Genomic DNA, 13497 nt, shown 5'->3' on the forward strand with positions numbered 1-13497 from the left:
TGTAGCTACCTAAAAAAAGTGATTGATGAGCCCTACAGGCCCTGCTTGAGACTCGCTTCGATGAACTGATCCAGATCGCCATCGAGCACCTTCTCACAGTTGCTCGACTGCACGCCGGTACGCAGATCCTTGATGCGCTGATCGTCCAGCACGTAGGAGCGGATCTGGCTGCCCCAGCCGATATCGGACTTGGAATCCTCGGCCTCCTGCTTGGCGGCGTTGCGCTTCTGCATTTCCAGTTCCCACAGCTTCGCCTTGAGCTGCTTCATGGCGAAGTCGCGGTTGGCGTGCTGGCTGCGCTGGCCCTGGCAGGCGACCACGATGCCGGTCGGCTCGTGGGTGATGCGCACGGCGGAGTCGGTGGTGTTGACGTGCTGGCCGCCGGCACCGCTCGAACGGTAGGTGTCGGTGCGCAGGTCGGACGGGTTGATCTCGACCTCGAAGCTGTCATCGATCTCCGGCGACAGGAACACCGAGGCAAACGACGTGTGCCGACGACCGCCCGAGTCGAAGGGACTCTTGCGTACCAGGCGGTGGACGCCGGTCTCGGTACGCAGCCAACCGAAGGCGTAGTCGCCCTGCACGTGGATGGTGGCCGACTTGATGCCCGCTACATCGCCCGCCGACACCTCGGTGATCTCGGCCTTGAAGCCGTGATGCTCGGCCCAACGCAGGTACATGCGCAGCAGCATGTTGGCCCAGTCCTGGGCCTCGGTACCGCCGGAGCCCGCCTGGATGTCGAGATAGGCGTTGTTCTCGTCCATCTCGCCGGAGAACATGCGTCGGAACTCGAGCGTCTCGAGGCTGGTCTGCAGGCCGTCCAGCTCCTTCTGTACCTCGGCGACGGTGGCCTCGTCGTCCTCCATCTCGGCCAGCTCCAGCAGGTCGGCGCTGTCCGCCAGGCCCTGGCTCAGCCGGTCGAGCGTCTCGACCACGGTCTCCAGTGCCGCCCGCTCCTTGCCGAGCTTCTGCGCATGGTCCGGATCGTTCCAGACATCGGGCGCTTCCAGTTCGCGGGTGACTTCCTCTAGCCGGTCCTTCTTTTCGGCATAGTCAAAGATACCCCCTCAGGACGTCTGTCCGCTCGGCCAGGTCCTTGATGAGGCTATGAATCGGGTTGGTTTCCAACATGGGCTCGCTCGCCTGAAGAGACAGTGGCAAAACGGCCGCCGCGGCGCTGACATCACGGCAGAACCATCGGCGGCACGAAAAAGGCGTCCAGTGTAGCGAATGTGCCGACTCATCGCATCCATCAAGGCGGAGCCAAACGACGAAACCCGGCCGCAGCCGGGTTTCAGCAAGCCCTTGCCGCCGAACTCAGAAGCGGTAATCCACCGAGAGTGCGACGACATCGGCCGAGACCTCATAGGTGCCCGCCAGGTTGCCGCGCGAGGCATTGTCGTTGGTGGGCGTCGCCTGCTGCTCTATGTCGCCGTCATCGCCGAAGACATGCATGTAACCAGCGGTGATTCCCAACTCGGGCGTCGGCATCCAAGTCGCGCCGAGCGTCGCCCACTGACGGTCGGCATCCGGCACCCGTGGCGTCCGGTATTCGGCGCTGGGCACCGGGCTCTCATCGACGCCCAGGCCGGCACGCAGCAGCCACTGCGGGGTCAGGGCGTAGTTAGCGCCCACCGAGAAGGCCCAGGTATTGTCCCAGTTCTCCTCGGTGCGACTCGAAGAGCGCCCATCCTCGAACTCGACCACCAGCTCGTCGAAGCTGCTCCACTCGGTCCACTCGGCATTCGCCATCAGCGCCAGACGATCGGACAGCTGATGGTAGACGCCCAGGTTCAGGTTAGCCGGGGTCGTCAGCTCGGCCTTTCCACCGGTTCCCCCGACAAGACCTGCGTCGATAGCGCCTTCCGAGACGGGATCGGTTCCCCTGACATCGAGCTCGCCATCAAGCGTCAGGTCAATTTTCGAGCGATAACTTATCCCCAGGCGGGTCTGATCGGTAACCTGAAAAAGAGCGCCCAGGGTATAGCCATATCCCCAGTCATCGCCGGTCACCTCACCAATGACATCGTTCTGTCCCGGCGTTGCCAAGGGATTACCTTGAGCTGCCGCTAACGACCCAAAATCTGATGCGTTGGACAGCGTGGCATCGGCATATTGCGCGCGCAAACCCACCGCCAGATTGAGACGATCGCTGGCTCGATAGTTCAGGGTCGGCTGAAAGTCGATAGTCGTCAGCTCGGTCTCGACGGCATGGTAGCGACCGATCCAGTCCTCGTCGTACTTGGTAGAAAGCCCGTAGGGCGCATAGATGGCCAGACCTAGGTCGAACTGCTCGTTCAGTTGAGTCTTGGCGGCAAAGGACGGCACCCAGGCACTTTCTCCCCCTTGGCTGGAGGCATCAGAACCATAGGGCATCCCAAAGACACTGGAAGCACTTCCATCCTGCAACTCGAAATTGGCATCGATATAGGCCAGGCCACCGACAACCTGATTCCCATCGATATTGCCGATGGCCGCCGGGTTGTGCGCCATGAAGCTGGCATCCTCGGCGCCCGCGGCGGCGTTGGAGAAGGCGTTGGCCAGGGTCTTGGCGCTTTGCTCGCGAACCTGGAACCCCGAGGCAGCCGCTTGGGAGGCGACTAGAGCCGTTGAGGCGATAGCGACGGCGATGGAGACTTTATTGAACTTGTTATACATGGCGGCACCCTCTGAGATGACATGCAGCAAGGCGCACCTGGGTGCGCTGTGTATGATCTTGTTTTCGCCCATGGAGGCCCACCAATCAAGGCCAAACGTTCGTTTTAAATCAAATAATATCTAATACTTTTGTCTTGTAACGTCCATAAACCTTATTAATTCAATAGGTTATTAAAATTCCCACGCTCTGGAAGAAATGAGCATGGCGGCGCTTGACCTATGGGTAACCCAAAGGTTTTAGACTACTGTCATCGATTTCATCCAGGATACAACGATGAAGGTCAGCGAACTGGCACGTCTGGCCGGCGTTACCGCCGAAACCGTGCGTCACTACACCCGAGAAGGACTCCTGCACCCCGAACGCGACCCGGAGAACGGCTACCAGCTGTTCGGGCAGGTCGACCTGGAGCGGCTGCGCTTCATCCAGCGCGCCCGCACCCTGGGCTTCGGCGTCGCCGAGATCCGCGACATCCTGGCCCACGCCGACCATGGCGACTCGCCCTGCCCCTTGGTGCGCGACCTGCTGGCCAGCCGACTCCCCGAGATCCGCGCGCGTATCCAGGAACTCGAAGCGCTGGCCTCGCGCATGGAACAGGCCCTCGATGCCTGGGCCGAGATGCCGGACGGCACCCCGGACGGCCACAGCCTGTGCCGATTGATCGAAAGCTTCCCCGAACCATTGGCCGCCGACATCGGCAAGGAGACCTCATGACCATCCGCCACTCGCTCGAGCGCCAGGTCCCGGGCATGAACTGCCAAGGCTGTGTCGCCAATATGCGCAAGGCCATCCAGGCCCGGGACGCGCAGGCCGACGTCACTGGCACCCCCGCCGAGAAGCGCCTGGACGTCGCCACCACCTTGGATGGTGATGCCCTGGACGCGGCATTGCGCGAGGCAGGCTATCCGCCCGGCGCTCCCGGAGAAGACACCGCCCCGACACCGTCCGAGACCACCGAGGCCACCGCCGCTCAGGCCCCACCCGCGACCGCGGTCAGCGACACGCGCGCCACGACGCAGCGATTGTCGATCAGCGGGATGACCTGCGCCAGCTGCGTGAAGAGCGTGCGCGAGGCCCTGGCGCGTACGCCCGGCGTGGTCGGCGCGGAGGTCAACTTCGGCACCCACACCGCCCAGGTGAGCGGCACTGCCGACCCCGATGCCTTGATCCGCGCCGTGCGCGACGTGGGTTACGATGCCAAACCCATCGTCGACATGCGCGAGGCCGAACAGGCTCGTGCCGAGAAGGATGCGAAGGCCTATCGCCAGCGCATCCGGGGCAGCATCCTCTCGCTGACGCTTGCCGTACCGCTGATGGCCAGCATGTTTTTCTTTCATCCTCACCCGATGGGTAGCGGGCGCCTCTACTGGTTGGTGGTCGGCGTGTTGACCCTGGCCGTGATGGCAGGCCCAGGGCGGCATTTCTTCGTCAACGCCTGGAAGAACCTCAAGCACCACCAGGCCAACATGGACACCCTGATCGCCATGGGTACCGGCACTGCCTGGCTCTACTCGATGGCGGTGGTGGCCTTCGCGCCCTGGCTGCCCGAGGTGGCCCGGGGCATTTACTTCGAGGCCTCGGCGATGATCATCGGCCTGGTACTACTCGGCAATGCCTTGGAGCTACGCGCCCGGGGTCGAACCAGCCAGGCCCTCAAGCGTCTGCTCGACCTGCAGAGCCGCACCGCCCGGGTGATCCGCGACGGCGAGGAGCGCGAGGTCGAGGTCGACGAGGTCCGCCAGGAGGACCATATCCGCGTGCGCCCAGGCGAGCGCCTGCCGGTGGACGGCATGGTCACCGAGGGCAGCAGCTATATCGACGAATCGATGCTCACCGGTGAGCCGCTGCCAGTCGCCAAGGGCGAAGGCGACGAGGTCAGCGCCGGCACCGTCAACGGCAAGGGCGGCCTGGTTTATCGTGCCACCCGCGTAGGGGCTGACACCCGCCTGGGACAGATCACCGAACAGGTAGCCAGCGCTCAGAACTCCCGCCCGCCCATCGGTGAACTGGCCGACAAGGTATCGAGCATCTTTGTACCCACGGTGATGATCATCGCCGTGATTACTGCGCTGGCCTGGTTTAACTTTGGTGCCGAGCCGAGGGTGATCCACATGTTGGTCACCGCCACCACGGTGCTGATCATTGCCTGCCCCTGCGCTCTCGGCCTGGCCACGCCGATCTCGACCATGATCGGTGTGGGCAAGGCGGCCGAGCACGGCGTACTGGTGAGAAGCGGCGAGGCCCTGCAGACCGCCAGCAAGCTCACCACCCTGGTGGTGGACAAGACCGGCACCCTGACCGAAGGCAAGCCACGGGTTACCGAGGCCGAGGTCATCGAGGGCGACGAGCAAACGCTACTGGGCCTGGTCACCGCCCTGGAACGTGGCTCCGAGCACCCACTGGCCGCGGCCCTGATGAGCCATGCCGCCGCGCGTGACGCCAAGACCGTCGAGATCACCGATTTCGATACGGTCACCGGCGGCGGGGTCAAGGCAAAAAGCGCCGATGGCCAGTCGCTGCTGCTGGGCAATGCCCGCCTGTTGGAGGAAGCCGGCATCGACCTGGCCACCGGCCGCCGGGTCGCCGCTGAGCTGGAAGAAAAGGCGCGCACCGTGGTGTATCTCGCCGTGGATGGCCGGCTGGCCGCCGTTTTCGGTATCAGCGACCCGCTGCGCCACGACACCATCGAGGCGGTGAAACGCCTGCAGGCCGATGGCCTCAAGGTGGTGATGCTCACTGGCGACAATGCCCACACCGCCGCAGCCATTGCCCGGGAAGTCGGCATCGACGACTTCCGCGCCGGCCTGTTGCCCGAGGACAAGCACGCCGAGATCGAACGCCTGCAACAGGCCGGCGAGGTCGTCGGCATGGTCGGTGATGGCATCAATGATGCGCCGGCCCTGGCCCGGGCTAATGTCGGCTTCGCGATCGGCCAGGGCACCGACGTGGCCATCGAGAGCGCCGGCATCACGCTGGTGCGCGGCTCGCTGCACGGGGTCGCCTCGGCCATCGAGATCAGCCGGGCGACACTTGCCAATATCAAGCAGAACCTGGTGGGGGCCTTCGGCTACAACGCCCTGGGCATCCCCATTGCGGCCGGGGTGCTCTATCCCTTCACCGGCACCCTGCTCTCGCCGATGATCGCCGGGGCCGCCATGTCGCTGTCGTCGATCACCGTGGTGAGCAACGCCAATCGGTTGCGCCTGTTCAAGACGCGCCGCGAAACCGCGCGCGAGCATGACGACATCGCGCCTGAATACGAGAAGGAGGCTGCCGCATGAGCTGGATCGTCAATCTCGCCGGCCTGGCGTTGATCGCCCTGATCGTCTGGTGGTTCTGGGGGCCGACACAGCGCTAGCTTGACTATGCTGAAGGCAACCCCCGGATCGCGAGGCACCCATGACCCACCCCTCTCCGAAACTAAACGGTGTGCTGGAAACCGCGCTCTACGTGGAAGACATGGACCGAGCGCGGCGCTTCTTCGAGGACGCGATGGGCCTGGAACCCTTCACGGCCGACCACCGCTTCACGGCCTATGACACCGGCGCCGGCACGGTGCTGCTGCTGTTCCTGTGCGGCGAAACGCTGGAGACCGTGGTGCTGCCCGACGACATGGGCACCATCCCGCCCCATGACGGCGAAGGCCGAGTGCATCTGGCCTTCGCCATCGCTGCCCGAGACCTCGCGGCCTGGGAAGGACAACTCGCGGATCATGATATCGCCATCGAGGGGCGCACCCACTGGCCGCGAGGCGGGGAAAGCGTGTATTTCCGCGACCCCGACGGACACCTGCTGGAGTTGGCGACACCCGGCGTCTGGCCGAACTATTAAGAGACTCCCATGTATCTCCCCGGCTTATGATTCAACGCAATGATCAAGTTCAGCGCCACCGCGCCCAGCACCGACAGCCCCACTCGCTCCATGGGCAGCACCAGGAGCGCGGCGAGCATGATCAAGCCGTCGATGCCCAGTTGCACATAGCCGGCGCGCAGGCCGTAACGGTCCTGCAGGAAGAGCGCGAGGATATTGATTCCGCCGAGGCTGGTACGGTGACGAAACAGGATCAGCATGCCGATGCCGATCAGGCTGCCGCCCATCAGCGACGCGTAGAGCGGGTGGAGGGAGTCGATAACGATCCAGCGCCCGGTCAGCTCCGAGAACACCGACACCAGGGCGATGGCGGCGAAGGTACGCAGCGTGAACGACCAGCCCATGCGCTTGATGGCCAGGTAATAGAATGGCAGGTTGATGGCGAAGAACCAGACGCCAAACCGCCAGCCGGTGGCATATTGCAGCAGGAAGGCCAGCCCGGCGGTACTGCCGGTCAGCAGCAGGGCCTTGGTATAGAGCGTCACGCCGAGCGCCACGAACAGCGTGCCTACCAGCATGGCCATGACATCCTCATGCGGGCGATGAGGGTCCTTGGGCAGGTCCTGGGGATCCATCGGTGTTCCTTAAATAGGGTGCCTAACAGGCTTCCGCATGCTCGATCATCAATTGCAGGCTCTCCCGCCCCCGCCAGCGATTGCGATTGAGCTTGTAGGCGCAGCGCAGGCGGTCGCCGACACCAAAGGCCGGCAGCTCGCCCGGAGTCAGGGCGCGGAACCAGATCCCGCGTTGGGTCACTGCGCCGGCCGACAGCTCCAGCATCAGATGGGTGCCATCGGCTCCCACCGGGCGTAGCCGTTCGACCAGAAACTCGCCCTCGAACAGCGGCGCATCGAATTCGCGACCGTAAGGGCCGAGCGTGGCGAGTTCCTCGAGGGTCGCGAGACTCAACTGCGCGGGCGTCAATTCGCCATCGGTAAAGACCCGCGGGCAGAGCTCGGTATCGCCGAGCTGCTCGCTCACTGCCTGAAGAAACGCCGCACGAAACCCTTCCAGAAGCTCGACCGGCACCCCCACGCCGGCGGCACCACGGTGACCGCCGAAGCGCGGCAGGGACTCGGGCGCAAGCTCGAAGGTGCGCTGCAGGGCATCGCGCAGATGCAGTCCTTCGATGGAGCGACCCGAACCGGTCAGCATGCCCGGGGCGGCCGCCGGGGTCAGCACCAGTGCCGGTCGGCCGAAGGCCTGGACCAGCCGCGAGGCGACGATGCCCTGCACGCCGGGGTGGCCGCTCTCGAGATAGAGCACGATGGCCGGCTCATCGGCCATCAACGAGGGAATGGCCAGCTGGCGGGCCTCCTCGCTCATGTCTGCCTCGATCGCCTTGCGTGACTGGTTGTCCTGGTCCAGCGTTTCCAGATGCCGATGCGCCACCGCATCGTCTTCGGCGAGCATGAAGTACAGCGCCGCGTAGGGATCGTCGAGGCGCGAGCGGGCATTGATCCGCGGCCCCATCTGGAAGGCCAGGGTCTCGGCGTCGAAGGGCAAGCTATCGGCTCCGAGCCTTGCCGCCATGGCCCGCCAGCAGGCGGCGTCCATGCGGTTGATCAGGCTCAAGCCGTAAGTGACCACCGCTCGGTTGGCGGCGCTGCCGCCGAGCGACACACAGTCGGCCACCGTCCCCAGCGCCACGTAGGAGAGCCAGGGCGAAAGCTTGGGCGTGGCCGCCGCCAGCACGCCCCATTCGATCAACACGCTGCGCGAGAGCGACATGACCAGCCAGGCGACCATGCAGCCGGCGATCGTGGCGTCGGGATAGTCGCAGTCCTTGCGGGTGGGGTTGACGGTAGCATAAGCGGACATCGGCGGCCCCTCCAACGGCAGGGCGTGATGGTCGCTGACCACCACGTCGATGCCTGCGGCCTTGAGATGCGCGATACGTGGCTCGTCCGAGCTGCCACAATCCGCCGTGATCACTAGGCTTGGTCGCGGTGAGAGCGCGAGTGTGCGCTCCACCAACGGCAGGCTGATGCCGTAGCCGTCATGGATGCGGTGGCCGATCAGGCTGTGCAGCCGCGATTCCGGCACGCCGAAAAGCTCGACCAGGGTGCGCCGTATCACCACGTGGGAGGTGATGCCGTCGACGTCGTAGTCGGTCAGGATGCCGATATGCTCGCCGTCGACCACCGCCTGGGCGATGCGCTCTGCCGCGCGGCGCGCGTCACGCAGTCGCTCGGGATGGGTCAGGTGGCGCAGGCTCGGGGTCACCAGCGGCGCGAGCTCCCCTTGATAGCCGGCGAGCCGGCCGGCCAGCACGCGCGCCTGCAGTTCGGAGAGCCCCTCGCTCAGGGCACGCGTGTAGAGCGCCTCATCGCGAGGGCGCGCCTGAAGGCGGGGCTTGAGCCGCTCATGCAGGTCGCTGGGATCGGTCGCTACCTCGTCCAGACCAGACATCACCTTACCGCCGATTTTCGGCCACGAACCGCTGCACGGCAGCGAGTTCCGCCGGCAGCACCGTATAGCGCTCTTCGCGCTCCAGCAGATCCTCCATGTGCGCCGGGAGTGGTACACCGGAGAACCCGGCCTTGACCACCGCCTCGGCGAACTTGGCGGGATGCGCCGTGGCCAGCGTGATCATCGGCGTCCGGGCATCGCTGCGGGCCCGCTCGGCGGCACGGTAGCCGGTGGCCGTATGGGGATCGAGGAGCTCCTTGGTGCGATGGTGCGCCTCGCGGATCACCTCGAGCAGCGTGGCGTCATCCACGCGGTGGCTGGCGAAGCGCTCGCGCAGCTTGGCCAGCGGGGCATCGGCCAGGGCCGCGGGCTCGTTCTGGAAACGCTCGAGCAGGGCGCGCACGGCATCGCCATCACGGTCATAAGCTTCAAAGAGCAGGCGCTCGAAGTTGGACGACACCACGATATCCATCGACGGCGCCAGCGTCGCAACGAGTTCCCGCTTGGAGAAGTCGTTGTCGGCCAGCGTGCGGTGCAGGATGTCGTTGGCGTTGGTGGCAATGATGAACTGCGTTACCGGCAGGCCCATGCGGTGCGCCATGTAACCGGCAAAGAGGTTGCCGAAATTGGCCGAGGGCACGCAGAAGCTGACCGGGCGGTGCGGCGCACCGAGCGCCACGGCGGAGGCCACGTAGTAGACAATCTGGGCCATGATCCGCGCCCAGTTGATGGAATTTACCGCCACCAGGCGGGCGCCGTTCAGGAACGCCTGGTCGGCGAAGCTCGCCTTGACCATCGCCTGGGCGTCGTCGAAGTTGCCCTCGATCGCCACGTTGAAGACGTTGTCGGCAAGCACCGTGGTCATCTGGCGGCGCTGGACTTCGGAAACCCGCTGATAGGGGTGGAGAATGAAGATGTCGAGGTTGTCGCAGTGACGGCAACCCTCGATGGCCGCCGAGCCTGTATCGCCGGACGTGGCGCCCATGATCACCGCACGCTCGCCGCGCTTCCCGAGGAAGTGGTCAAGCAGCCGGCCGAGCAGCTGCAGGGCCACGTCCTTGAAGGCCAGGGTCGGACCGTGGAACAGCTCGAGCAGGAAGTGGTTGGCATCCAACTGGTTGAGCGGCACCACGGCGTCGTGGCTGAAAGTGGCGTAGGCCTCCTCGACGATGCCCCGGAAGGTCGCGTCGTCGATCTCGCCATTGACGTAGGGCTTCATGACCCGGAAGGCGATCTCGGCATAGGACAGGCCAGCCATGGCGGCCAGGTCCTCATGGGAGAGCTGGGGAATCGTCTCCGGGACATAGAGGCCGCCGTCGCTTGCCATGCCAGTGAGCACGACCTCCTCGAAGGACAGCACGGGCGCCTGCCCGCGAGTGCTGATGTAGCGCATGGCCTACTCCTGCTCGTCCAGCGACTCGACGCGGATGCGGGTCACTGGGCCGGCGATGTCGGCCATCGACTCGATCAGGCGAATGGCCTCGTTCATCTGCTTCTCACGCGTACGGTGGGTCAACAGGATGATCGGCACTAACTCGCCCTCGGTCGCCTCCTTCTGGATCAGCGCCTCGATGGAGATGCCCTGCTCGGCGAGGATGGTCGCGACACGCGCCAGCACGCCCGGGCGGTCCACCGCCAGCAGGCGCAGGTAGTAGGCGGTGACGATATCCTCCATGGGCATGATCGGCAGCCTGTTGATCTCGTCGCCGATCCCGCTGAACGCCAGGTAGGGAACCCGATAGTGATGATCGGTGCTGATGTCGCGTGCGACGTCCAGCAGATCCGCCACCACGGCGGAGGCGGTGGGCTCCGCGCCGGCCCCGGCGCCGTAGTAGAGCGTCGGCCCCACGGCATCGCCCATGATGGCAATGGCGTTCTTCACGCCATACACACTGGCCAGCAAGCGCTGCTTGGGGATCAGCGTCGGGTGCACGCGCAGCTCGAGCCCGGCCTCGGTGCGCTTGGAGATACCCAGGTGCTTGATGACATAGCCCAGGTTGTCGGCCTGCTCGATATCCTCTGCCGTGATGCGCGAGATGCCCTCGGTGAAGGCCTTGTTGAACTGCAGCGGCACGCCGTAGGCGATGGATGCCAGGATGGTAAGTTTGTGGGCGGCATCGATACCCTCGACATCGAAGGTCGGGTCGGCCTCGGCATACCCCAGTGCCTGCGCCTCGGCGAGCACGTCCTCAAAGGCGCGCTTGTCCTCGCGCATGTGGGTAAGGATGTAGTTGCCGGTGCCATTGATGATGCCGGCGACCCACTCGATGCGGTTGGCGCCCAGGCCTTCGCGCAGCGACTTGATGACCGGGATGCCACCGGCAACCGCCGCCTCGAAGGCGACAATGACCCCCTGCTCGTGAGCCGCCTTGAAGATCTCGTTGCCGTGTACAGCGATCATCGCCTTGTTGGCGGTGACCACGTGCTTGCCGTTGGCAATGGCGGTCAGGACCAGTTCGCGGGACAGGTCATAGCCACCGATCAGCTCGACCAGCACATCGACATCAGGATTGGTGGCTACCTCGAAGACATCCGTAGTGGCCTTGATACCAGTGAGGTCACACTCGGGATTGAGACTGCGGTAGGCGACCTGTTCGATGACGATCGGTCGCCCCGCCCGCCGGGCGATGTCGTCGGCGTTGCGTGTCAGCACGTTGAAGGTGCCGCCGCCGACGGTCCCCAGGCCACAGATTCCCACTCTCACCGGTTTCAATGTCATTCCCCTTGTTTTCTAACATGTTTGCTGACGTGTGTTCTGGCGCGTGTCATCGCATGATGGTCCCCTGGCCGGAGCCCCGCTGCCGACGCTCGTTGGCGGCGGCAATTACTCGTTCAGGCCGAGCATTTCGACCAGGCGCTCCGCCGGCACGTAGCCAGGCACCAGACGCCCGTCGGGCAGAACGATCGCCGGCGTGCCCTGGACGCCAAGCGCCAAACCTAGATGATACTGTTCCTCGACCGGATTGTCGCAGCTTCCGCCACTCTCGAGACGCTCCTCGCGCTTGGCGGCACTCATCGCCTCGCTCGGATTGTCAGAGCACCAGACCTGTTGCATTACCCGAGCCCCCTCGCCCTTCATGCCCGTTCGCGGGAAGGCCAGATAATGCACCTCGACCCCCATTTCGTTGAGCTTGGGGACTTCTTCATGCAACTGGCGGCAATAGGGGCAGGTAGTGTCGGTGAAGACCGTCACCGTGGCGCGGCTCTCGCCGTCACCCCGAAAGACCACTCGGTCCTGCTCCGCCACTTGAGCCAGGCGGGCGGCGCGTTCGCCGTTGCGGCCCTGCTCGGTGAGGTTGACCAGGCCGTCCCCGCCATTCTCGTAGAGATCGCCGACCAGGAAATGATCACCCGCGGCGTCACTGTAGAAGGTTTCGCCATTTTCCAGACGCACCTCGAAGATACCCGCCATGGGCGTCTCGCGAACGCTTACCACCGGCATGGGCTGACCGCTGACCTCGAGAGTGTCGGCCAGGTGCTCGGCGGGGTCGGCCTGCGCGATCATCGGCAGGGTCAGGGAAGCGGCCAGCAGGCCCGCGAAGAAACGTGGTGTCATGATTCAACCTCGAGGATGATGATCGGCGTGCAGGGCTTCCAGTCGTACCTGCGCGACATGGGTGTAGATCTGGGTGGTCGAGAGATCGCTGTGACCGAGCAGCAGCTGTACGACACGCAAGTTGGCCCCATGATTCAATAAGTGGGTGGCGAAGGCGTGTCGCAGCGTGTGCGGCGACAGTGGCCTGTCGATGCCGGCGGTACGGGCATGCGCCTTGATACGGTGCCAGAAGGTCTGGCGCGTCATGGCCCGGTCGGCGCGCCCGGGAAACAGCGCCGGATGGGTAATGTCCTGCATCAGGGCCCCGCGAGCGCTGCGCAGATAGCGCTGCAGCCAGACGACCGCCTCCTCGCCCAGCGGCACCAGGCGGTCCTTGTCGCCCTTGCCGCGCACTCGCACCACGCCCTGGCGCAGGTTCACGGCATCGGTCGTCAGCCCGACCAGCTCCGAGACCCGCAAGCCCGCGCCGTAGAGCACCTCGAGCATGGCGCGATCGCGCATGCCCAGCGCCGATGACACGTCCGGCGCCTCGAGAAGACATTCTACCTCGGCCTCCTCGAGCGTATCGGGCAGCGATGGGCGTACCCGCGGCAGGCAAACGTCGACGAGCGGGTCATGACCAATCATCTCTTCGCCCAGCGCCCAACGATAGAAGCGTCGCAGGCTCGACAGCAAGCGGGCATTGCTGCGCAGCTGGTAGCCGGCCTCGCGGCGTTCGTCGAACCAGTCGGGCAAGGTGTTGCCGCCCGGCGTGCGCCAGTCGCGGCCGAGGCTCTCCAGCCGGGCCATCCAGGTCTGCAGGTCGTGCCGGTACGCGCTGAGGGTATTGTCGCTCACTCCCTGCTCGAGCCAAAGGCCGTCGAGAAAGGCATCGATCACCTCTCCCGTTGTCTCGCCTGTCGCCATTGTTACTCTCCTGAGGGCCCGCCTGACGACAAAACCCCGCCCCGCAGAGCGGTGACGGGGTTTCTGGGGCGGCACTCAGGTCTCAGCCATGAGCGCC

General features: G+C 64.9%; 11 protein-coding genes. 3 read left to right on the forward strand and 8 right to left on the reverse strand.

Going from position 1 to position 13497, the window contains the following annotated elements; genetic code table 11:
• Positions 1-32: 32 nt before the first annotated feature.
• Together prfB and BM341_RS08005 are read right to left on the reverse strand one after the other, a co-directional pair.
• Positions 33-1131, reverse strand: a protein-coding gene (gene prfB, locus BM341_RS08000) for a peptide chain release factor 2 (protein WP_139232986.1) whose coding sequence is annotated in 2 segments (ribosomal slippage) — positions 33-1055 and positions 1057-1131 — 1098 coding nt in all. Because the reading frame shifts where the segments join, the coding sequence is not laid out codon by codon here.
• 186 nt (positions 1132-1317) lie between these two features.
• Positions 1318-2658 (reverse strand): OmpP1/FadL family transporter, encoded by a 1341-nt coding sequence (locus BM341_RS08005; protein ID WP_089794807.1) that lies wholly within the window; start codon positions 2656-2658, stop codon positions 1318-1320.
• Between the two features lie 274 nt (positions 2659-2932).
• Here BM341_RS08005 and BM341_RS08010 point away from each other — a divergent pair, with 274 nt between their 5' ends.
• The 3 genes from BM341_RS08010 to BM341_RS08020 all read left to right on the forward strand — a co-directional run bounded on the left by BM341_RS08010 (position 2933) and on the right by BM341_RS08020 (position 6487).
• Complete coding sequence (locus BM341_RS08010; protein ID WP_089794680.1) at positions 2933-3370, forward strand: MerR family transcriptional regulator; 438 nt, start codon at positions 2933-2935, stop codon at positions 3368-3370.
• Positions 3367-5937, forward strand: a complete 2571-nt coding sequence (locus BM341_RS08015) for a heavy metal translocating P-type ATPase (RefSeq protein ID WP_089794682.1) — start codon at positions 3367-3369, stop codon at positions 5935-5937. The genes BM341_RS08010 and BM341_RS08015 overlap by 4 nt, the downstream gene beginning before the upstream one ends.
• A gap of 118 nt (positions 5938-6055) precedes the next feature.
• Entirely contained in the window at positions 6056-6487 is a 432-nt protein-coding gene (locus tag BM341_RS08020; RefSeq protein WP_089794684.1) for a VOC family protein, read from the forward strand.
• On the opposite strand, the gene BM341_RS08025 is transcribed toward BM341_RS08020, so the two are convergent.
• The 6 genes from BM341_RS08025 to xerD all read right to left on the reverse strand — a co-directional run bounded on the left by BM341_RS08025 (position 6484) and on the right by xerD (position 13400).
• Positions 6484-7101, reverse strand: coding sequence for a YitT family protein (locus tag BM341_RS08025; protein ID WP_089794686.1), 618 nt, complete (start codon positions 7099-7101; stop codon positions 6484-6486). The genes BM341_RS08020 and BM341_RS08025 overlap by 4 nt on opposite strands.
• Before the next feature lie 22 nt (positions 7102-7123).
• Positions 7124-8938 (reverse strand): single-stranded-DNA-specific exonuclease RecJ, encoded by a 1815-nt coding sequence (locus BM341_RS08030; protein WP_089794688.1) that lies wholly within the window; start codon positions 8936-8938, stop codon positions 7124-7126.
• A gap of 4 nt (positions 8939-8942) precedes the next feature.
• The gene (gene thrC, locus BM341_RS08035) at positions 8943-10331 is read right to left on the reverse strand and encodes a threonine synthase (protein WP_089794690.1); all 1389 of its coding nucleotides are present in this window, start codon (positions 10329-10331) and stop codon (positions 8943-8945) included.
• 3 nt (positions 10332-10334) lie between these two features.
• On the reverse strand, positions 10335-11651 hold the full coding sequence (locus tag BM341_RS08040) for a homoserine dehydrogenase (protein ID WP_089794692.1): 1317 nt from the start codon (positions 11649-11651) through the stop codon (positions 10335-10337).
• 111 nt (positions 11652-11762) lie between these two features.
• On the reverse strand, positions 11763-12494 hold the full coding sequence (locus BM341_RS08045; RefSeq protein WP_089794694.1) for a DsbC family protein: 732 nt from the start codon (positions 12492-12494) through the stop codon (positions 11763-11765).
• A 3-nt stretch (positions 12495-12497) separates the two neighbouring features.
• Positions 12498-13400 (reverse strand): site-specific tyrosine recombinase XerD, encoded by a 903-nt coding sequence (gene xerD / locus BM341_RS08050; protein ID WP_089794696.1) that lies wholly within the window; start codon positions 13398-13400, stop codon positions 12498-12500.
• Positions 13401-13497 lie beyond the last annotated feature (97 nt).

This window comes from Halomonas korlensis, assembly GCF_900116705.1.
In the GTDB taxonomy this organism is placed as follows: Bacteria; Pseudomonadota; Gammaproteobacteria; order Pseudomonadales; family Halomonadaceae; genus Halomonas; species Halomonas korlensis.

Bases quoted from the DNA above. Each gene is read 5' to 3' on its own strand.
- BM341_RS08005 (WP_089794807.1), bottom strand. From the start codon at position 2,658: ATGTATAACAAGTTCAATAAAGTCTCCATCGCCGTCGCTATCGCCTCA.
- BM341_RS08010 (WP_089794680.1), top strand. From the start codon at position 2,933: ATGAAGGTCAGCGAACTGGCACGTCTGGCCGGCGTTACCGCCGAAACC.
- BM341_RS08015 (WP_089794682.1), top strand. From the start codon at position 3,367: ATGACCATCCGCCACTCGCTCGAGCGCCAGGTCCCGGGCATGAACTGC.
- BM341_RS08020 (WP_089794684.1), top strand. From the start codon at position 6,056: ATGACCCACCCCTCTCCGAAACTAAACGGTGTGCTGGAAACCGCGCTC.
- BM341_RS08025 (WP_089794686.1), bottom strand. From the start codon at position 7,101: ATGGATCCCCAGGACCTGCCCAAGGACCCTCATCGCCCGCATGAGGAT.
- BM341_RS08030 (WP_089794688.1), bottom strand. From the start codon at position 8,938: ATGTCTGGTCTGGACGAGGTAGCGACCGATCCCAGCGACCTGCATGAG.
- thrC (WP_089794690.1), bottom strand. From the start codon at position 10,331: ATGCGCTACATCAGCACTCGCGGGCAGGCGCCCGTGCTGTCCTTCGAG.
- BM341_RS08045 (WP_089794694.1), bottom strand. From the start codon at position 12,494: ATGACACCACGTTTCTTCGCGGGCCTGCTGGCCGCTTCCCTGACCCTG.
- xerD (WP_089794696.1), bottom strand. From the start codon at position 13,400: ATGGCGACAGGCGAGACAACGGGAGAGGTGATCGATGCCTTTCTCGAC.